Here is a 23,359-nt window from a genome sequence, read left to right as displayed (position 1 = left end):
GTCCTCGCCCGACGACCTGTGGCGGCTGGTGGTGGACGGCGTGGATGCCATCGGCGACTTCCCGGCCGACCGGGGTTGGGACCTGGAGCGCCTGTACCACCCGGACCCGGATCACCCCGGCACGAGTTACACCCGCTCGGGCGGGTTCCTCGCGGACCCGGCCGGGTTCGACGCGGACTTCTTCGGCATCTCGCCGCGCGAGGCGTTGGCCATGGACCCGCAGCAGCGGGTGCTGTTGGAGACGGCGTGGGAGACCATCGAGCACGCGGGCATCGACCCGACGTCGTTGCGCGGCAGCCGGACCGGCGTCTTCACCGGCCTGTGGTCCTCGGGGTACGGGGGTGTGGTCGAGCAGGCGCCGCGTGACGCGGAGGGCTACCTGGCGACCGGCATCTCGCCCAGCGTCACGTCCGGGCGCGTCGCCTACCTGCTCGGACTGCGCGGCCAGGCCGTGTCGGTGGACTCCGCCTGCTCGTCGTCGCTGGTGGCGATGCACCTCGCGGCGCAGGCGCTGCGGGCGGGCGAGTGCGACCTGGTGCTGGCGGGCGGCGTCACGGTGATCGTGAACCCGTTGGGCTTCACCGAGTTCTCCCGTCAGCGCGGTCTCGCGCCGGACGGCCGGTGCAAGCCGTTCTCGGCGTCCGCGGACGGCACGAGCTGGGGCGAGGGCGCGGGTCTGGTGCTGCTGGAGCGCCTGTCGGACGCGCGCCGCAACGGCCACCGGGTGTTGGCGGTGCTGGCCGGCTCGGCGGTGAACCAGGACGGTGCGTCGAACGGGTTGACCGCGCCTAATGGTCCTTCTCAGGAGCGGGTGATTCGTCAGGCGTTGGCGAACGCCGGGCTGACACCGTCCGATGTGGACGTGGTGGAGGCGCACGGAACGGGTACGACGTTGGGTGATCCGATCGAGGCGCAGGCGTTGTTGGCGACGTACGGGCAGGATCGTTCGGAGCCGTTGTGGTTGGGGTCGGTGAAGTCGAACATCGGTCACACGCAGGCGGCGGCGGGTGTCGCCGGTGTGATCAAAACGGTGATGGCCCTGCGGCACGGCCACCTGCCCAGGACGCTGCACGTGGACGAGCCGACACCGCACGTGGACTGGGCCGCGGGGGACGTCCGGCTGCTGACCGAGGCGGTGCCGTGGCCGGAGACCGGCCGCCCGCGTCGCGCCGGGGTGTCGTCGTTCGGGGTCAGCGGCACGAACGCCCACGTGATCATCGAGCAGGCGCCGCCGGCCGACCCCGAGCCGGTCGGACCCGCCGAGGCGGTGCCGTGGGTGATCACGGGCAAGACCCGGGGCGCGGTGCGCGACCAGGCCCGACGCCTGGCGCGGGCCGCCGACCCGGACCGTGCCGCGGTGGCCCGGGTGCTGGCCGGTCGGGCGCGTTTCGACCACCGCGCGGTGGTGCTGGAGCCCGGGGCGTTGGGTGCGCTGGCCGAGGGCCGCGAGCACCCCGGCCTGGTGACGGGCACGGCATCGGCGTCGGGGAAGTCGGTGTTCGTGTTCCCGGGTCAGGGGGCGCAGTGGGTCGGGATGGGCCGGGAGCTGTACGCGCGGGAGCCGGTGTTCCGGGATGCCGTAGACGCGTGTGAGCGTGCTCTTGCGCCGCACGTGGACTGGTCGTTGGTGGAAGTCCTGAGTGGCGGGTCATTGGACCGGGTGGACGTGGTCCAGCCCGCGCTGTTCGCGATGATGGTGTCGTTGGCCGCGTTGTGGCGGTCCTACGGTGTCGAGCCGGACGCCGTGGTGGGTCATTCCCAGGGTGAGATCGCGGCGGCGCATGTGGCCGGGGCGTTGTCGTTGGAGGACGCCGCGAAGGTGGTGGCGCTGCGGAGCAAGGCCCTGGTTGCGATTTCCGGTGCGGGCGGGATGGTGTCGGTGTCGTTGCCACCGGACGCCGAGTTGCTGTCCCGGTGGGGTGACCGGCTCTCGGTCGCCGTCGTCAACGCGGCCGATTCCGTGGTCGTGTCCGGCGAACCGGCCGCGATCGCCGAGCTGGTGGCCGCCTGTGACGCCGACGGCGTCCGCGCCCGCGTCCTGCCGGTGGACTACGCGGCCCACTCGGCGCAGGTGGAGGCGGTGCGGGAGCGGTTGTTGGCCGACCTCGCCGACATCACGCCGTTGCCGGCCCGGGTGCCGTTCCACTCGACGGTGACCGATGGGCTGGTCGAGGTGGCGGACGCGGCCTACTGGTACCGCAACCTGCGGGAACCCGTCCGGTTCGACCGCGCGGTGGCGGCGTTGACGGCGACCGGGCACGACGTGTTCGTGGAGGTCAGCCCCCATCCCGTGCTCGTGCCGGCGCTGGACGGCGTGGCCGTCGGCACCCTGCGCCGCGAGCAGGGCGACTTCACCGCCGCGGCCGCGCGCCTCTTCGTCGCCGGGGTGGACGTCGACTGGCCCGTGCCGGCCGCCCCGCACGTGGACGTGCCGACCTACCCGTTCCAGCACGAGCGTTACTGGCTGACCCCGGTCCGGGGGTCCGCGGACGTGACCTCGGCCGGTCTCGACCCGACCGACCACCCGCTGCTCGGCGCGGCGGTGGAACTCGCCGGGGGGCAGGTGGTGCTCACCGGGCGGCTCGGCACGGCCACCCACCCGTGGCTGGCCGACCACGCCGTCCACGGGTCCGTGCTGCTGCCGGGCACCGGCATCCTGGAGCTGGCCCGGCGCGCGGGCGACCAGGTCGGGCGGCCCGTGGTGGACGAACTGCTGCTGGAAGCGCCGATGGTGCTGTCCGGGCAGGACTCCGTGCTCGTCCAGGTCGTGGTCGACGCGGCGAACGCGGTCACGATCCACTCCCGGGTCGACGGCGACTGGGTGCGGCACGCCACCGGCTCGCTCGGGGCGGCGCTCCCGGACGTCCCCGACCCGACCTGGCCCGCGGACGTGGAACCGGTGGACCTCACGGGCTTCTACGACGACCTCGCCGCCCACGGCTACGAGTACGGTCCGGCGTTCGAGGGCGTGCGGGCGGTGTGGCGGCACGGCGCGGACCTCTACGCCGAGGTCGCCCTGGACCCCGGGGACGGGTTCGACCTGCACCCCGCGCTGCTGGACGCCGCGTTGCAGCCGCTCACGCTGGTCGCGGCGGGCCGCTTGCCGTTCTCGTTCGCCGGGGTCGCCGTGCTGCGGACCGGGGTGTCGGCCGCACGGGTCCGGCTGACCCCGACCGGTCCCGACACCTACCGGGTGCTGCTCGCCGCGCCCACCGGCGAGCCCGTGGCCGTGGTGGACGCGCTGACCGTCCGGCCGATGACCGCCGACTTCCGCGACCGCGACCACCGTGTGTTCCGGCTCGACTGGGTGCCCGTCACGCCGTCGTTGTCCGACGCGGCCGTGCACCGCGTGGCCGGCCCGCCGGGAGCCGACCCGGTGACGGCCGCGCACGCCGTGGCGGAAGAGACGCTGGCGGTCGTCCAGGAGTTCCTGCGCACGTCCGACGACGGCCGGCTCGCGATCGTCACGCGTGGCGCGGCCGGGCCGGACGCGGTGACCGACCTGGCCGCGGCGACCGCGTGGGGTCTGGTGCGGGCGGCGGAGGCCGAGCACCCGGGCCGGTTCGCGCTGGTCGACGTGGACCACGACGGCGAGGTGCGGGTGCCCGCCGACGAGTTCCAGGTGGCGGTCCGCGGTGACGCGGTGCTCGCGCCCCGGCTCGACCGCGGGCCCGGTGGACGCCGATCGCTCGACCTCGACGGCACCGTGCTGATCACCGGCGGCACCGGCACGCTGGGCGTGCTCGTGGCCCGGCACCTGGTGGCCCGGCACGGCGTGCGGCGGCTGGTGCTGCTCGGCCGGCGCGGCGGCGAGGTGGAGGTCGAGGGCGCGGACGTGTCGGTCGTCGCGTGCGACGTGACCGACCGCGACGCGCTCGCCGCCGTGCTCGCGACCATCCCGGACCTGTGCGCCGTGGTGCACGCGGCCGGCGTGCTGGACGACGGCGTGGTGACGTCGCTGACCCCGGGACGCCTGCGCGACGTGCTGCGGCCGAAGGTGGACGCCGCCTGGCACCTGCACGAGCTGACCCGCGACCTGAAGGCGTTCGTGCTGTTCTCGTCGGCGGCCGGCGTGCTCGGCGGCGCGGGCCAGGCCAACTACGCCGCCGCCAACGCCTTCCTCGACGCCCTGGCCGCCCACCGGCACGCGCTGGGCCTGCCCGCCGTGTCGCTGGCGTGGGGCCAGTGGGCGCAGGCCAGCGGCCTGACCGGGCACCTCACCGACGCCGACCGGCGGCGGCTGGCGCGGTCCGGGGTGGTGCCGATGACGACCGAGCACGCGTTGGCGTTGCTCGACGCGGCCCTGACCGACGGCGCGCCCGTCCTGGTGCCCGCCCGGCTCGACCTGACCGCGCCGTCGCTGCGCGGGTTGACCCGGCGAACCCGCCGGACCTCCGACACCGACCTGGCGCGCCGGCTCGCGTCGCTGCCCGAGGCCGAGCAGCACGCCGTGGTGCTCGACCTGGTCGGCACGCACACCGCCGTGGTGCTCGGCCGCTCGGACGGCGTGGCCGCGCGGCGGGCGTTCAAGGACCTCGGGTTCGACTCGTTGACGGCGGTGGAGCTGCGCAACCGGCTCGCGTCCGCGCTGGGCGTGAAGCTGCCCGCCACGCTGACGTTCGACCACCCGACCCCCGCCGCGCTCGCGGACCACCTGCGCGGGCTCCTGCTCGGCCGGGAACGCCCGGTGGTCGCGCCGGTCGCCGCGGCGGTCACCGACGACCCGGTCGTGGTGGTCGGCATGGGGTGCCGGTTCCCCGGTGGGGTGGGTTCGGCGGCGGACCTGTGGCGGTTGGTCGCGGAGGGTGTGGACGCGATCGGCGACTTCCCGACCGACCGGGGCTGGGACCTCGATCGGCTGTACGACCCGACGGGCGCGCCCGGCACCAGCTACACGCGATCGGGCGGTTTCCTGCGGGACGCGGCGGAGTTCGACGCGGGGTTCTTCGGGATCTCGCCGCGTGAGGCGTTGGCGATGGACCCGCAGCAGCGGGTGCTGTTGGAGACGGCGTGGGAGGCGTTCGAGCACGGTGGTATCGACCCGACGTCGTTGCAGGGCAGTCGAACGGGGGTGTTCACGGGCATCTGGTCGTCGGGGTACGGCGTCGGGGTTCGGCAGGCCGACCTGGAGGGGTACCTGGCGACGGGGACGGCGACGAGTGTGACGTCGGGTCGGGTGTCGTACCTGTTGGGGTTGGAGGGTCCGGCGGTGTCGGTGGACACGGCGTGTTCGTCGTCGTTGGTGGCGATTCATTTGGCGGCGCAGGCGTTGCGGTCGGGTGAGTGCGACCTGGCGTTGGCCGGTGGCGTCACGGTGATGGCGACGCCCTCCGGGTTCGTGGAGTTCTCGCGGCAGCGCGGGTTGGCGGCGGACGGGCGGATCAAGTCGTTCGCCGACGCGGCGGACGGCACGAGTTGGTCCGAGGGCGCGGGGTTGGTCTTGTTGGAGCGGTTGTCGGATGCGCGGCGGCGGGGTCATCGGGTGTTGGCGGTGGTGGCCGGGTCGGCGGTGAACCAGGACGGTGCGTCGAACGGGTTGACCGCGCCGAATGGTCCGTCGCAGGAGCGGGTGATCCGGCAGGCGTTGGCGAACGCCCGTTTGTCGCCGTCCGATGTGGACGTGGTGGAGGCGCACGGCACGGGTACGACGTTGGGCGATCCCATTGAGGCGCAGGCGTTGTTGGCGACGTACGGGCAGGATCGTTCGGAGCCTTTGTGGTTGGGGTCGGTCAAGTCGAACCTCGGCCACACGCAGGCCGCGGCGGGGATCGCCGGCGTCATCAAGATGATCATGGCGATGCGGCACGGCGCGCTGCCGCGCACGCTCCACGTCGACCGGCCCACCACGCACGTGGACTGGGGGACCGGTGACGTCCGGTTGCTCACCGAGGCCGTGCCCTGGCCCGCGGTCGACCGTCCCCGGCGGGCCGGTGTGTCGTCGTTCGGGATCAGCGGCACGAACGCGCACGTGATCCTGGAGCAGGCCCCGGCGGCCGATCCGGTCGAGGTGGCGGGCGACGTGCCGTGGCTGTTGTCGGCGCGGTCGCCGGAGGCGTTGCGGGCGCAGGCGGTCCGGTTGCGCGAGTTCGCCGGCGACCCCGTGGTCGGCGCGGCGTTGGCGACGCGGGCGCGGTTGCCCTTCCGGGCGGCGCTCACGGACCCGGCCCGGCTCGGGGCGGACCTCGACGCGTTGGCCCGCGGTGACGCGCCGATCGGGGAGGCGCGGACCGGTGGGACCGCGTTCGTGTTCTCGGGGCAGGGTTCGCAGTGGCAGGGCATGGGGCGGCGGCTTCACGGCGCGTACCCGGTGTTCGCTCGTGTGTTGGACGAGGTGTGCGGCCGGCTCGGTTTGTCGGTGCGTGACGTGGATCTGGACGAGACCCGGTTCACGCAGCCTGCGTTGTTCGCGGTCGAGGTCGCCTTGTACCGGTTGGTGGAGTCGTTGGGTGTTCGGCCGGATTACGTGGTGGGGCATTCGGTGGGGGAGGTCGCTGCCGCGCACGTGGCGGGTGTGTTGTCGCTGGAGGACGCGTGTGCGTTGGTGGTGGCACGTGGTCGGTTGATGCAGGAGTTGCCGGCCGGTGGGGCGATGGTGTCGATCCGCGCCGGCGAGGCCGAGGTGCTGGAGACGCTGCCCGGCGGGGTGGAGATCGCGGCGGTCAACGGTCCGGATGCCGTGGTGATCTCCGGTGACGAGGCGGCGGTGGGTGAGGTCGCCGAGCGGTGGCAGGCGCTGGGTCGGGAGACGCGGCGGCTGGCGGTGAGCCACGCGTTCCACTCGGCTCGCATGGAGCCGATGCTGGAGGCGTTCGGGCGGGTGGTGGAGGGCTTGTCGTTCAACCATCCACAGATCCCGATTGTGTCGTCGGTTTTGTCGGTGGGGTCGGGTAGTGTGAAAAACAGGGATCCCCTGGTGGGGGACCCTTCCGCGGGTGCGGTGTTGGACGCGGCGTACTGGGTGCGCCAAGCCCGGGACGCGGTGCGGTTCGGCGACGCGGTGGAGTGGTTGCGGGCCAACGGGGTGACGCGGTTCCTGGAGATCGGGCCGCACCCCACGCTCGTGTCGAACGGTGTGATGCGCCGCGACCACGACGAGCCCGAACGACTCCTCGCCGCACTCGGCAAGCTGTGGGTCGAGGGCGGGGAGTGGACGTTGCCCTCCGCGCACGCCGACCTGCCCACCTACCCGTTCCGGCGGGAGCGGTACTGGCTCGTCGCCGCCGAGGCGACCGACGTCGCCGGCGCCGGGCTCGACGACGCCGACCACCCGCTGCTCGGCGCGGTGGTGGAGCTGCCGGACGACCAGGGCGTCGTGCTGACCGGCCACCTGTCCCCGGCCACCCGGCCGTGGCTCGGCGAGCACACCGTCCTCGGCTCGGCGCTGCTGCCGGGCGCGGCGTTCGTGGAGCTGGCGTTGCGGGCCGGCCGGGAGGCGGGGTGCCCGGCGGTCGAGGAGCTGACGCTGGAAGCGCCGCTGGCACTGCCCGGCGCGGTGGACGTGCGGGTCGCGGTCGGGGCTCCGGACGCGGACGGTCGGCGCACCGTCACCGTGCACTCCAAGGCGGACGGCGAATGGGTGCGGCACGCCACCGGCCGCCTCGGACCGGGCGACGAGCCACCCGCACCCTGGGCCGAGCCGGCGACCGAACCGGTGGACCTCGACGGCTTCCACGACGCGCTGGCCGACACCGGGTTCGAGTACGGGCCGACGTTCCGAGGGCTGCGGGCGGTCCGGCGCGCCGGCGACGACCTCTACGCGGACGTCGAGCTGCCCGGCGACGGCGACCGGTGCGCGCTGCACCCCGCGCTGCTGGACGCCGCGCTCCAGGCGGTGACGGTCCTGGACGACCGGGCGAAGGTGCCGTTCTCGTTCTCCGGCGTCACGGTCTGGACGCCGGGCCGCACCGCGGTCAAGGCGAGGCTGTCCACCACGGCGCCGGACACCTACCGGGTCGACCTGGCCGGCCCGGCCGGCGAGCCGGTCGCCACGATCGCGTCGCTGACCCTGCGCCCCACCGCGACCGGAGCCCGTCCGCACACCCTCTACCGCGTCGCCTGGCCGGAACTGGAAGGCGACCACACCCCGCCGGCCGACAGCGACCGCCGCCACGACGCCACCGACCCGGTCGAGACCCTGCGGGTGGTCCGGGAGTTCCTGGCCGACGACCACACCGCGGACCGGCTGGTCGTGGTGACCCGGGGCGCGGTGTCGGTGCACGGCGAGGACGTGACCGACCCGCGTGCCGCCGCCGTCTGGGGCCTGGTCCGGTCCGCCGCCGCCGAGCACCCCGGCCGCTTCGCGCTGGTCGACACCGACACCGACGACCCGCCGCCCACCGCGGGCGACGAGCCGCAACTGGCGGTCCGGGCCGGGCGGGTCCACGTGCCCCGGCTCGAACGGGCCGTCGTCACGCCCCTGCCCTCCACCCTCCGCCCCGGCGGGGCGGTCCTGGTCACCGGCGGCACGGGCGCGCTCGGCGGCGCGGTCGCCCGCCACCTGGTCGCCCGCCACGGCGTCACCCGCCTGGTGCTGGTGAGCCGGCGCGGCCCGGACGCCCCCGGCGTGGCCGAACTGCTGGCCGACCTGGCCGGCGCGGAGGTCGCGGTGGTCGCCTGCGACGTGTCCGACCGCGACGCCGTGGCCCGGCTCCTGGCCGACCACCCCGTCACGTCGGTCGTGCACACGGCCGGCGTGCTGGACGACGCGGTCGTGCAGTCGTTGACGCCGGAGCGGTTCGCCGAGGTCTGGCGGCCCAAGGCGGACGCGGCCCGGCACCTGCACGAGCTGACCCGCGACCTGGACGCGTTCGTGCTGTTCTCGTCGGCCGCGGGCGTGCTGGGCGGGCCGGGGCAGGCGAACTACGCCGCCGCGAACGCCTACCTCGACGCCCTGGCCGCGCACCGGCACGCCAACGGGCTGCCCGCCGTGTCCCTGGCGTGGGGGCCGTGGGCGGTGAGCGGCGGCATGACCGGCAAGCTCACCGACGTCGACCGCCGCCGCATCGCCGGCGCGGGCGTGCTGCCGTTGGCCACCGACGAGGCCTTGGCCCTGTTCGACGCCGCCCTCACGGCGGGCGAACCCGCGTTCGTGCCCGTCCGGCTCGACCGCCGCGCGGGCGACCTGCCCACCCTCCTGCGCACCGCGGCCCGACCGCGCCCGGAGGCGGCCTCGGACGTGCTGGACCTGGTCCGGCGCGCGGTGGCGGCCGTGCTCGGCCACGCGTCCACCGACGCCGTCGGCCCGGACCGGGCGTTCAAGGACCTCGGGTTCGACTCGCTGACCGCCGTCGAGCTGCGCAACCGGCTCGACGCGGCCACCGGGCTGCGGCTGCCCGCCACGCTGACCTTCGACCACCCGACGCCCGCGCGGGTCGCCGACCACCTGCGGGACCGGCTGGCCGCCTCCGCGCCCGACCCGCTGCTGGCCGAGCTGGACCAGCTCAAGTCCACTCTGGACCGGGCGCGGGACGTGGACCACGACGCGGTCGCCGCGCGCCTGGAGGCGCTGCTCGCGTCGTGGACCGCCAAGCGCGTCGAGGACGAGGACTTGGCCGACGCCACGGACGACGAGCTGTTCGACATCCTCGACGACGAACACCGCCGGACCCAGGTCATCCGATCGGGCGAGCACCGCACCGCGGGGGAGTAGCTGTCATGGCCGACGAAGAGAAGCTCCGCAGTTACCTCAAGCGCGCCACGGCCGACCTGCGGGTCATGGGCAAGCGCCTGGCCGAGGTGGAGGAGGCCGCCCGCGAACCGATCGCCATCGTCGGCATGGGCTGCCGCTACCCCGGCGGCGTCGGGTCGCCGGAGGACCTGTGGCGGCTGGTCGCCGACGGGGTGGACGCGATCGGCGACTTCCCGACCGATCGCGGCTGGGACGTGCCCTACGACCCCGACCCGGACCGGCCCGGCGCCACCTACGCGCGGTCGGGCGGCTTCCTCGCCGACGGCGCGGGCTTCGACGCCGGGTTCTTCGGCATCTCGCCGCGCGAGGCGTTGGCCATGGACCCGCAGCAGCGCGTGCTGCTGGAGACCGCGTGGGAGACGTTCGAGCACGCGGGCATCGACCCGACCTCGGTGCGCGGCAGCCGGACGGCCGTGTTCACCGGCGTGTGGTCGTCGGGCTACGCCGCCCAGCCGCCGCCGGACCTGGAGGGGTTCCTGGCGACCGGCATCGCCACCAGCACCACCTCGGGCCGCGTGTCCTACCTGCTCGGGCTGGAGGGCGCGGCCGTGTCGGTGGACACGGCCTGCTCGTCGTCGCTGGTCGCGATCCACCTGGCCGCGCAGGCGCTGCGGGCCGGGGAGTGCGCGCTGGCGCTGGCGGGCGGCGTCACGGTCATGGCCACCCCGGCCGGGTTCGTGGAGTTCGCCCGGCAGCGCGGCCTCGCCCCGGACGGCCGGGTCAAGGCGTTCGCCGACGCGGCCGACGGCACGAGCTGGGCCGAGGGCGCGGGCCTGCTGCTGCTGGAACGCCTCTCCGACGCCCGCCGCAACGGCCACCGCGTCCTCGCCGTCGTGCGCGGCAGCGCGGTGAACCAGGACGGCGCGTCCAACGGCCTGGCCGCGCCCAACGGACCCGCGCAGGAACGCGTCATCCGGCAGGCCCTCGCCAACGCCCGGCTGGAGCCTGCGGACGTGGACGCGGTCGAGGCCCACGGCACCGGCACCGCGCTCGGCGACCCGATCGAGGCCCAGGCCCTGCTCGCGACCTACGGCCAGGACCGGACCGAACCCCTGCGCCTCGGGTCGGTCAAGTCGAACCTCGGCCACACCCAGGCCGCCGCCGGCGTCGCGGGCGTCATCAAGATGGTCATGGCGATGCGGCACGGCGCGCTCCCGCGCACCCTGCACGTGGACCGGCCCACCGGGCACGTCGACTGGACCGCGGGCCGCGTCTCCCTGCTCACCGAACCGACGCCCTGGCCCGACACCGACCGGCCCCGCCGCGCCGGCGTCTCGTCGTTCGGCATCAGCGGCACCAACGCCCACGTCATCCTCGAACACGTCGAACCCGAGCCGCCGTCCACAGTGGACGCGGACGTCCCGTGGCTGCTGTCCGCCCGCACGGCGGCGGCCCTGGCCGCCCAGGCGGAACGCCTCAGGGCGGTCGACGCGCCGAACCCGCACATCGGCCGGGCCCTGGTCGACCGCACCCGGTTCGAGCACCGCGCCGTCCTCCTGGCCGACCACCGCGCCGGCCTGGACGCGCTCGCCGACGGCCGCGGCGCGCCCGGCCTGGTCACCGGCGAGGCGGGCGTGCCGGGCCGGACGGTGTTCGTGTTCCCCGGCCAGGGCGGGCAGTGGCCGGGCATGGGCCGCGCGCTGTACGCCACGTCGGACGTGTTCCGCGCGCACGTCGACGCCTGCGCCGAAGCGCTCGCCCCGCACGTGGACTGGTCGCTGGTCGACGTCCTGCGCGACGGCGCGCTCGACCGCGTGGACGTGGTCCAGCCCGCGCTGTTCGCCGTGATGGTGGCGCTGGCCGGGCTGTGGAAGTCGCACGGCGTCGTCCCGGACGCGGTGGTCGGCCACTCCCAGGGCGAGATCGCCGCCGCGTACGTCGCCGGCATCCTGTCGCTGGAGGACGCGGCGAAGGTCGTCGCCCTGCGGGCGAAGGCCCTGGCGCCGCTGGCCGGGCGCGGCGGCATGGTGTCCGTCGCGCTGTCCCCGGAGGAGGCCGCGTCCTACCTGGACCGCTGGGACGGCAGGCTCACCGTCGCCGTGGTCAACGCACCCGGCACGGTCGTCGTCTCGGGCAACGACCACGACCTGGGGGAACTGCTCGCCGCGTGCGCCGCCGACGACGTCCGCGCCCGCGCGCTCCCGGTCGACTACGCCGCCCACTCGGTCGAGGTCGAAGCGCTCCGCGACCGGCTGCGCCACGACCTGGCGGGCGTCACCCCGCGCCCCGCCGCCGTCCCGCTGTACTCGACCGTCACCGGCGAGGTCGCCGCCGACCTGGACGCCGCCTACTGGTACCGCAACCTGCGCGAGCCGGTGCGGTTCGACCACGCCACGCGCACGCTGCTCGACCACGGCCACGGCGTGTTCGTCGAGGTCGGCCCGCACCCGGTGCTGACGGCGGCGGTGGCGGAGACGGCCGGGACCGCCGACGTGCTCGTCACCGGCACCCTGCGGCGCGAGCAGCCGGAGGAGTTCCGCGCGGCCCTCGCGCGCCTGCACGTCCGCGGCGTCGAGGTGGACTGGCGGCCACTGTTCCCGACCGGCCTCACGCCCGCGACCCTGCCCGGCTACCCGTTCCAGCGGCAGCCGTTCTGGCTGCGCCCGACCCCGGCCGCCGCGACGGGCGACCACCCGCTGCTGACCACCGCGGTGGACCTGCCGGACGGCGGCGCGGCCCTCACCGGCGCGGTGTCGCTGTCCACCCACCCGTGGCTCGCCGACCACGCCGTGCGCGGCGCGGCGCTGCTGCCCGGCACGGTGTTCCTCGACCTCGCCGCCCACGCCGCGACCCGGGTCGGCGCGACCGCGGTGCGCGAGCTGGTGCTGGAGGCACCGCTCGTCCTCGACCACGACCCCGTGCGGCTCCAGGTCGTCGTCGGCCCGGCGGACGACGACGGGAACCGGTCCGTCACCGTGCACTCCCACCGCGACGGGTGGGTCCGGCACGCCACCGGAACCGTGGGCGACGCACCCGAACCCGCGGCCGCCGACACCAGCCCGCCGCCGCACGCGGAACCGCTCGACGTCGGCGCCCTCTACGACACCTTCGCCGCCCTCGGCTACGACTACGGCCCCGCCTTCCAGGGCGTCACGGCCGCGTGGCGGGCCGGCGACGTCGTGCACGCCGTGGTGGAGGCGCCGGCCGGGGAGCGCTTCGCGCTGCACCCGGCGCTGCTCGACGCGGCCCTGCACCCCGTGGCGTTGCTGCACCCCGACGGCCCCGCCCGGCTGCCGTTCGCCTTCTCCGACGTGGTGATCCGGCCGACCGACGCGACCGCGCTGCGCGTGCGGCTGTCCGGCGGACCCGACACCTACTCGGTGTCGGTCACCGACCTCGACGGCGTGGCGGTGGCGTCCCTCGCGTCGCTGTCCGTGCGGGCCGTCGCCGACGCCCCGGACGACCTGTTCCAGCTCACGTGGGCGCCCGTGACCGGGACCGCCGTCGCGGACACCGTGCACCGCGTGTCCACCCCTCCCGGCGAGGCGCCCGACCGGGCCCTGGCCGCGGTGCGGGAAGTCCTGGCGGCGATCCGGGGCGACGCCCGGCTGGCGGTGGTCACCCGGGGCGCGGTCGCGGCCGTGCCCGGTGACGTGGTCGACCCCGCCCACGCCGCCGTCTGGGGTCTGGTGCGGTCGGCCCAGGCCGAGCAACCCGGCCGGTTCGTGCTGGTCGACGCCGACGACTCGTGGGACGGCGCGCTGCCCGACGAGTCGGAGCTGGCGGTGCGCCGAGGGGTCCTGCTCGCGCCCCGCCTGACCCGGGTGGACCGCGCGCTCACCCCGCCGGACGGCCCGTGGCGGCTGGCGGACGTCGGCACGGGCGGCATCGACGACCTGGCGCTCGTGCCGCGACCGGACGTGCCCCCGGGACCCGGTGAGGTCCGGGTCGCGCTGCGGGCGGCCGGGCTGAACTTCCGCGACGTGCTCATCGCGCTCGACGTCTACCCCGGCGAGGCGGTGATGGGCGGCGAGGGCGCGGGCGTGGTGCTCGACGTCGGGCCGGGCGTGGACCGGTTCCGGCCGGGCGACCGGGTGTTCGGGCTGGTGCCCGGCGCGTTCGGGCCGGTCGCGGTGGCCGACCACCGGCTGCTCGCGCCGATCCCGGACGGCTGGTCGTTCGCCCGCGCCGCCTCCGTGCCCGTCGTGTTCCTCACCGCCTGGTACGGCCTGGTCGACCTCGGCCGCGTCCGACCGGGCGACCGCGTGCTGATCCACGCGGGCACCGGCGGCGTCGGCATGGCCGCGATCCAGCTGGCGCGTCACCTGGGCGCGGAGGTGTTCGCCACGGCGAGCCCCGGCAAGTGGGAGGTGCTGCGCGGCTTGGGGTTGGCGGACGACCGCATCGCGTCGTCGCGCACGCTGGAGTTCGAGCAGCGGTTCCCGGCGGTGGACGTGGTGCTGAACTCGCTGACCGACGAGTTCCTGGACGCGTCGTTGCGCCTGCTCGCGCCCGGCGGCCGGTTCGTGGAGATGGGCAAGACGGACATCCGCGCGCCCGAGGGCGTCGACTACACGGCGTTCGACATCGCCGACGCCGGCCCGGCCCGGCTGGGCGAGATCCTGGCCGACACCGTGGCGGCCTTCGCGGACGGCGTGTTGAGCCCCATGCCGCTCGACGTGCGGGGCGTGCGCGACGCGGTGGACGTGTTCCGGCACATGAGCCAGGCCCGGCACATCGGCAAGATCGTCCTCGCCCTGCCCCCCGTGCTCGACGGCACGGTGCTGATCACCGGCGGACTGGGGACGCTCGGTCGTGCGCTGGCCCGGCATTTGGTCGTCCGGCACGGGGTGCGGCGGTTGGTGTTGGTGGGTCGCAGCGGTGGTGTGCCGCCGGAGTTGGACGCGGATGTGCGTGTGGTCGCGTGTGATGTGTCGGATCGTGGTCGGGTCGCGGAGTTGGTGGCGTCGATCCCGGATCTGACGGCGGTGGTGCACGCGGCCGGCGTGCTGGACGACGCCGTGGTCACCGAGTTGACGCCGCGGCAGGTGGAGGCCGTGTTCGCGCCCAAGGCGCGGGCCGCCTGGCACCTGCACGAGCTGACCCGCCACCTCGACCTGGCCGCGTTCGTGCTGTTCTCCTCCGCCGCCGGCGTGCTCGGCAGCCCGGGACAGGCCAACTACGCCGCCGCGAACGCCTTCCTCGACGCCCTGGCCGTGCACCGACGCGCCCTCGGCCTGCCCGCCGTCTCGCTGGCCTGGGGGTACTGGGCCGAATCCAGCGGCATGACCGGGCACCTCACCGACGCCGACCGGCGCCGCCTGACCCGCGCCGGCGTCGTGCCGTTGGCCACTGGGCACGCGCTGGAGCTGTTCGACGCGGCGCTGGCCGCCGACCGGGCCGCCGTCGCGCCGGTCGCGCTGGACCTGCCCGCCCTGGCCCGCACGCCCGTGCTGCCGTCCGCGCTGCGCGGGTTGGTGACCCGCAAGCCGGGCAGGCGGCCGGTCCACCGGGGCGCGCTGGCCGACCGGGTGCGGTCGCTGCCGGCGGCCGAGCAGGTGGCCGCCGTGCTCGACGTCGTCACCGCCGACACCGCCACCGTGCTCGGCCACGCCTCACCGGACGCCGTGGACACCGGGCTGCCGTTCAAGGACCTCGGGTTCGACTCGCTCACCGCCGTGGAGCTGCGCAACCGCCTCGGCGTCGCCACCGGCCTGCGGCTGCCCGCGACGCTGACGTTCGACCACCCCACCCCGGTGCGCCTGGCCGAGCACCTGCGCGACGAGCTGCTGGGCACCCGCCGCGACGTCGCCGCGCCCGTGACGAAGGCGGTGGACGACGACCCGATCGTGATCGTCGGCATGGGGTGCCGGTTGCCGGGCGGGGTGTCCTCGCCCGACGACCTCTGGCGGCTGGTGGTGGACGGCGTGGACGCCATCGGCGACTTCCCGGCCGACCGGGGCTGGGACCTGGACCGCCTGTACCACCCGGACCCCGACCACCCCGGCACGAGCTACACCCGGTCGGGTGGGTTCCTGACCGACGTGGCCGGGTTCGACGCGGACTTCTTCGGCATCTCGCCGCGCGAGGCGTTGGCGATGGACCCGCAACAACGGGTCCTGCTGGAGACCGCGTGGGAGACGTTCGAGCACGGCGGGATCGACCCGACGTCGTTGCGGGGCAGTCGGACCGGCGTGTTCACCGGCATCTGGTCGTCCGGGTACGGGGCGGGCGCGGCCTCCGGAGTGGAGGGGTACTTCGGCACCGGCGCGGCGACCAGCGTGGTGTCCGGCCGGATCGCCTACCTGCTCGGGCTGGAAGGCGTCGCGGTGTCCATCGACACGGCGTGCTCGTCGTCGTTGGTGGCGATGCACCTCGCGGCGCAGGCGCTGCGGGCGGGGGAGTGCGACCTGGCGCTGGCGGGCGGCGTCACGGTGATCGCGACACCGGTCGGCTTCACCGAGTTCTCCCGGCAGCGCGGATTGGCCGCGGACGGCCGGTGCAAGCCGTTCTCCGCCTCCGCGGACGGCACGAGCTGGGGCGAGGGCGCGGGTCTGGTGCTGCTGGAGCGCCTGTCCGACGCCCGGCGGCGGGGGCACCAGGTGCTGGCGGTGCTGGCCGGGACGGCGGTGAACCAGGACGGCGCGTCGAACGGGTTGACCGCGCCCAATGGTCCTTCTCAGGAGCGGGTGATTCGTCAGGCGTTGGCGAACGCGGGATTGCGGCCGTCCGATGTGGACGCGGTGGAGGCGCACGGCACGGGTACGACGTTGGGCGATCCGATCGAGGCGCAGGCGTTGTTGGCGACCTACGGCCAGGACCGGGAGACGCCGCTCTGGTTGGGGTCGGTGAAGTCGAACATCGGTCACACGCAGGCGGCGGCGGGTGTCGCCGGTGTGATCAAGACGGTGATGGCGCTGCGGCACGGCAGCCTGCCGCGCACCCTGCACGTCACCGAACCGACCCCGCACGTGGCCTGGGACGACGGCGCGGTGCGCCTGCTGACCGAGGCCGTGCCGTGGCCGGACACCGGACGGCCCCGGCGGGCCGCGGTGTCGGCGTTCGGCATCAGCGGCACCAACGCGCACGTGGTGCTGGAACAGGCCCCGGACGCGCCGGATCCGGCCGGGGGAGCGGACCTGCCCTGGCTGGTGTCCGCCCGGAGCGAGCCGGCGTTGCGGGACCAGGTCCGGCGGCTGCGCGCGTTCGCGGCCGACCACCCGCGGCCCGCCGCCATCGGCCGGGCGCTGGCCGGGCGGACCAGGTTCGCCCACCGCGCGGCCGTCCTCGGCGACGACGTGGTCACCGGGGTGGCGGGCACGCCGGACCGGACCGTGTTCGTGTTCCCCGGCCAGGGCGCGCAGTGGGTCGGCATGGGCCGCGACCTGTACGCGCAGGAGCCGGTCTTCCGCGACGCGATCGACGAGTGCGCCCGCGCCCTCGCGCCGCACACCGACTGGTCGCTGGTCGCCGTGCTGGCCGGCGGGTCGCTGGACCGGGTGGACGTGGTGCAGCCCGCGCTGTTCGCGGTGATGGTGGCGCTGGCGCGGCTGTGGCGCTCGGTCGGCGTCGAACCGGACGTCGTGGTCGGCCACTCGCAGGGCGAGATCGCCGCCGCCCACGTCGCCGGGGCGTTGTCGCTGGAGGACGCCGCGAAGGTCGTCGCGTTGCGGAGCAAGGCCCTCCTCGCGATCTCGGGCCTGGGCGGGATGGTGTCGCTCGGCCTGTCCGCCGCCGACGCCGCCGCCTACCTGGCCCGGTGGGGCGACCGGTTGACCGTGGCGGTGGTCAACGCGCCCGGCTCGGTCGTCGTCTCCGGTGACACCGGGGCGCTGGACGAGCTGCTGGCGTCGGCCGAGGCCGACGACCTGCGTGCCCGCCGGCTGCCGGTGGACTACGCGGCCCACTCCGCGCAGGTGGAGGCCGTCCGCGACCGGTTGACCACCGACCTCGCCGACCTCGCGCCCGCCACCGCCCGGATCCCGTTCCACTCCACGGTGACCGGCACGGTGATCGACACCGCCGGGCTGGACGCCGCCTACTGGTACCGGAACCTGCGTGCCCCGGTGCTGTTCGAACAGGTCGTCGGTGCGGTGGCGGCAGCGGGCTCGCCGGTGTTCGTGGAGGTCGGTCCGCACCCCGTGCTGCTGCCCGCGCTGGAGGAGCAGGACGCCGCCGCGACCGGCACCCTGCGCCGCGACCACGGCGGGCGGGCCGACTTCCACGCCGCCGCCGCACGCCTGTTCGTGCTCGGCGCGGACATCGACTGGGGCGTCCCGGCGACGCCGGCGGCCGGGCTGCCGACCTACCCGTTCCAGCGGCAGCGCTTCTGGCTCGCGCCCGGCGGCACGGGCGACGTGACCGGCGCGGGCCTGGACCCGGTCGACCACCCGCTGCTCGGCGCGTCCGTGGAGCTGCCCGGCGACCGGGCCGTGGTGCTGACCGGCACCGTGTCCACGGCGACGCACCCCTGGCTGGCCGACCACGCCGTGCTCGGCGTCGTGCTGCTGCCCGCGACGGCGTTCGTGGAGCTGGTCGCGCACGCGGCCGGCGTGGTCGGGTGCCCGGCGGTCGAGGAGGTCGTCCTCGAATCGCCCCTGGTGCTCGACGGCCCGGTGCGGGTGCAGGTCGTGGTGGGCGCGCCCGACGACACCGGCCGTCACCCGGTCGAGGTCCGGTCGCGGGCGCAGGACGAGTGGGTCCGGCACGCCACCGGCACGCTCGCCGCCGACCCCGTCGTCCCGCCCGGGTTCCCCACCGCCTGGCCACCGGCCGGCGCGCTGCCGGTCGCCGTGCGCGACCTGTACGACGCGCTGGCCGGCGCAGGCTACGAGCACGGCCCCGCGTTCCAGGGCGTGCGCGCGGTGTGGCGGTCGGGCGGCGAGGTGTTCGCCGAGGTCGCGGTGGACGACACCGCCGACCACCGCTACGGCGCGCACCCCGCGCTGCTCGACGCGGCGCTGCAACCGCTGGCGCTGCTCGCGGGCGGTGGGGACGAGGTGCGGCTGCCGTTCACCCTGACCGGGATCGCGGTCCACCGCCCCCGCGCGACCACCGCCAGGGTCAGGCTGTCCGGCACGGCCGCCGACGGCTACGCCGTGGCCCTCGCCGACGAGTCCGGCATGCCCGTCGCCACCATCGGCTCGCTCACCACCCGCCCGATGACCCGGCCGGCCGACGACGCGTTGTTCAGGCTCGACTGGATCCGACGCGACGGCGAGGCGGTCACCCCCGACCGGGTCGTGACGCCGGCGTCGGCCGAGGAGGCCCTGGCGGTGCTCCAGCGGTTCCTCGCCGAGGACGGCGACACGCGCCTGGTCGTGCACACCCGCAACGCCGTGGCCGCGGCGCCCGGCGACCGGGTGGACGACCTCGACGCCGCCGCCGTGTGGGGCCTGGTCCGCGCGGCGCAGGCCGAGCACCCCGACCGCCTGGTCCTGGTGGACACCGACGACTCGCCGCCCGTCGTGCCGGACGGCGAGGACCAGGTCGCGATCCGCGGCGGCGTGGTGCACGTGCCGCGGCTCGTCCGCACCGCCGCGCACCCGGCCGTCACCGGCACGGTGACCGACCCCGGCACCGGGAACCTGGACGACCTGGCGTTCACCGAGGCCCCGGCGACGCCGTTGCGGCCGCACGAGGTGCGGGTCGCGGTGCGCGCGGCGGGCCTGAACTTCCGCGACGTCCTGATCGCCCTCGGCGTCTACCCGGCGCCGGCCGCGCTGGGCAGCGAGGGCGCGGGCGTGGTCACCGAGGTCGGCTCGGAGGTCACCGGGTTCCGGCCCGGGGACCGGGTCCTCGGCCTGCTGTCCGGCGCGTTCGGCACCACGGCGGTGGCCGACCACCGGGTGCTCGTCCCGATGCCCGACGGGTGGGCGTTCAGCCGGGCCGCCGCCGTGCCGGTCGCGTTCCTCACCGCCTGGTACGGCCTGTTCGACCTGGGCCGGCTCCGGGCGGGCGACCGGGTGCTGGTCCACTCCGGCGCGGGCGGCGTCGGCACGGCCGCGATCCAGCTCGCCCGCCGGGCCGGCGCGGAGGTCTTCGCCACCGCGAGCCCCGGCAAGTGGCCCGTGCTGCGGGACCTGGGCCTGCCCGACGACCACCTCGCCTCGTCCCGGACGCTGGAGTTCGAGCACCGCTTCCCCGAGGTCGACGTGGTGCTGCACTCGTTGACCGGCGAGTTCACCGACGCGTCGCTGCGGCTGCTGGCCGACGGCGGCCGGTTCGTCGACATGGGCAAGGCCGACGTGCGCGACGTGCCCGGCTACCGGGCGTTCGACCTCGCCGAGGCCGGACCCGCGCGGCTCGGCGAGGTGCTGGCGGAGGTCGTGCGGCTGCTCGCGGCGGGCGAGCTGCGGGTGCCGCCGGTCACCGCGTGGGACGTCCGGCGCGCCCGTGCGGCGTTCCGGCACGTGAGCCAGGCCGGGCACGTCGGCAAGGTCGTGCTGACCGTGCCCGCCCCGCTCGACCCGGACGGCACGGTCCTCGTCACCGGCGGCACCGGCGCGCTCGGCACGCTGGTCGCCCGGCACCTCGCCACCGCGCACGGCGTGCGCAAGCTCGTGCTGGCGAGCCGGTCCGGCCACGCGCCCGACCTGCGCGCGGAACTCGCGGGCCGGGCGGACGTCACGGTGGTCGCGTGCGACGTCGGCGACCGCGAGGCGCTGGCCCGGCTCCTGGCCGGCATCCCCGACCTCACCGCCGTGGTCCACGCGGCCGGCGCGCTGGACGACGGCGTGATCGCGTCGCTGACCCCGGAACGGCTCGCCGCCGTGCGCGCGCCGAAGGCGGACGCGGCCCGGCACCTGCACGAGCTGACCCGGCACCTCGACCTGAGCGCGTTCGTGCTGTTCTCCTCGGCCGCCGGGGTCCTCGGCAGCGCCGGGCAGGGCAACTACGCGGCCGCCAACGCCACGCTCGACGCCCTGGCCGAACACCGCCACCGGCAGGGCCTGCCCGCCGTGTCCGTGGCGTGGGGTCAGTGGGCGCAGGCCAGTGGCCTGACCGGGCACCTCGACGCCACCGACCGACGCCGGCTGGCGCGGTCGGGCGTCGTGCCGCTGGGCACGGAGCACGGCCTGGCCCTCTTCGACGCCGCCCTCACCTCGCCCGAGCCGACGCTCGTGGCCGCCGGCCTGCGCGTGTCGGCCCTGGGCGACCGGCCGGTGCTGCGTGCCCTGACCCGCCGTCGACCGGCCCGCACGCCGGGCGTGGTGGGAGGGTTGGCCTCCCTGCCCGAGGCCGAGCAGCGCGTGGCGTTGCTGGAGCTGGTCACCACGCACAGCGCGGCCGTGCTGGGCCGCACGGACACCGTCGACCCGGACCGGGCGTTCAAGGACCTCGGGTTCGACTCGCTGACGGCGGTGGAGCTGCGCAACCGGCTCGCCGCGGCGGTCGGCGCGCGGCTGTCGCCGACCATGACGTTCGACCACCCCACGCCCGCCAGGCTCGCCGACCACCTGCGGGAAGTCCTGCTCGGGGCGGTGCGCCGGGCCGAAGCGCCGGTCGCCGCGGCGGTCACCGACGACCCGGTCGTGATCGTCGGCACCGGCTGCCGGTTCCCGGGTGGGGTGGGTTCGGCGGCGGACCTGTGGCGGTTGGTCGCGGAGGGTGTGGACGCGATCGGCGACTTCCCGACCGACCGGGGCTGGGACGTGGCCGGGCTCTACGACCCGGACGGCGGCCCCGGCACCACCTACACCCGGTCCGGCGGGTTCCTGGCCGACGTGGGCGGGTTCGACGCGGCGTTCTTCGGCATCTCGCCCCGCGAGGCCGTGGCGATGGACCCGCAGCAACGCCTCGTGCTGGAAACGGCGTGGGAGGTGTTCGAGCACGCGGGTATCGACCCGACTTCGTTGCAGGGCAGTCGGACGGGGGTGTTCACCGGCATCTGGGCGTCCGGGTACGCGGGTGGCGTGGACCAGGTGTCCCGGGACGTCGAGGGGTACCTGGCGACGGGGACGGCGACGAGTGTGACGTCGGGTCGGGTGTCGTACCTGTTGGGGTTGGAGGGTCCGGCGGTGTCGGTGGACACGGCGTGTTCGTCGTCGTTGGTGGCGATTCATTTGGCGGCGCAGGCGTTGCGGTCGGGTGAGTGCGACCTGGCGTTGGCCGGCGGCGTCACGGTGATGGCCACCCCGGCGAGCTTCGTGGAGTTCTCCCGGCAGCACGGCCTGGCCGCCGACGGCCGCTCCAAGTCCTTCGCCGCGGCGGCGGACGGCACGAGTTGGTCCGAGGGCGCGGGGTTGGTCTTGTTGGAGCGGTTGTCGGATGCGCGGCGGCGGGGTCATCGGGTGTTGGCGGTGGTGGCCGGGTCGGCGGTGAACCAGGACGGTGCGTCGAACGGGTTGACCGCGCCGAATGGTCCGTCGCAGGAGCGGGTGATCCGGCAGGCGTTGGCGAACGCGGGTTTGTCGCCGTCCGATGTGGACGTGGTGGAGGCGCACGGCACGGGTACGACGTTGGGCGATCCCATTGAGGCGCAGGCGTTGTTGGCGACGTACGGGCAGGATCGTTCGGAGCCGTTGTGGTTGGGGTCGGTGAAGTCGAACCTCGGCCACACCCAGGCCGCCGCCGGTGTCGCGGGCGTCATCAAGATGGTCGAGGCCCTGCGGCACGGCGTGCTGCCCAAGACCCTGCACGTGGACGAGCCGACCCCGCACGTCGAGTGGGAGCGGGGCCGGATCGACCTGCTCACCGAGGCCCGGCCGTGGCCGGGGCGGGACCGGCCGCGCCGGGCCGGCGTGTCCGCGTTCGGGATCAGCGGCACCAACGCGCACCTGATCCTCGAAGAGTCCCCCGACGCGGACCCGGTCGAGGTCGTGGACCACGTGCCGTGGCTGCTGTCGGCGCGGTCGCCGGAGGCGTTGCGGGCGCAGGCGGTCCGGTTGCGCGAGTTCGCCGGCGACCCGGCGGTCGGCGCGGTGTTGGCGGGACGTGCCCGGTTCCCGTACCGCGTGGCCCTGACCGACCCGGCGACGCTGCTCGCCGACCTCGACGCGCTGGCGGCTGCTCCGATCGTGAAGGCGGAGCAGGGCAAGACCGCGTTCGTGTTCTCGGGGCAGGGTTCGCAGTGGCGTGGCATGGGGGAGCGGCTGGCTGGGGCGTTCCCGGTGTTCGCTCGTGTGTTGGACGACGTGTGCGGGCTGCTCGGTGTGTCGTTGCGTGACGTGGACCTGGACGAGACCCGGTTCACGCAGCCTGCGTTGTTCGCGGTCGAGGTCGCCTTGTACCGGCTGGTGGAGTCGATGGGCTTGACCCCTGACTACGTGGTGGGGCATTCGGTAGGTGAGGTCGCTGCCGCGCACGTGGCGGGTGTGTTGTCGCTGGAGGACGCGTGTGCGTTGGTGTCGGCGCGGGGTCGGTTGATGCAGGAGTTGCCGGCCGGTGGGGCGATGGTGTCGATCCGGGCGGCCGAGGCGGAGATCGTGCTCACCGACGGGGTGGAGATCGCGGCCGTCAACGGTCCGGAGTCGGTCGTGGTGTCCGGTGACGAGGACGCGGTGCTGCGGTTGGCCGAGCAGTGGCGGGAACGGGGGCGGGAGACGCGGCGGCTGGCGGTGAGCCACGCGTTCCACTCGGCTCGCATGGAGCCGATGCTGGGCGAGTTCGCGCGGGTGGTGGAGCGATTGTCGTTCAACCATCCACAGATCCCGATTGTGTCGTCGGTTTTGTCGGTGGGGTCGGGTAGTGTGAAGAACACGGATCCCCAGGTGGGGGACCCATACGCCC

2 protein-coding genes are annotated in these 23,359 nt (G+C 75.3%); both read left to right on the top strand.

Annotation, left to right across the window (positions count from 1 at the left end):
• Nucleotides 1–9,649 (top strand): SDR family NAD(P)-dependent oxidoreductase (locus ACFXGA_RS31340; RefSeq protein ID WP_378094158.1); only part of this gene is annotated, 9,649 nt, incomplete at its 5' end.
• Between the two features lie 5 nt (nucleotides 9,650–9,654).
• Nucleotides 9,655–23,359, top strand: a 13,705-nt coding sequence (locus ACFXGA_RS31335) for an SDR family NAD(P)-dependent oxidoreductase (protein ID WP_378094156.1), incomplete at its 3' end; no start/stop codon positions are given.

Origin of the sequence: Actinosynnema sp. NPDC059335 (assembly GCF_042752395.1) — a bacterium.
Lineage (GTDB): Bacteria > Actinomycetota > Actinomycetes > Mycobacteriales > Pseudonocardiaceae > Actinosynnema.
Note: the sequence above shows the minus strand (reverse complement) of the source record. Positions and strands in the feature narration are given on the sequence as shown.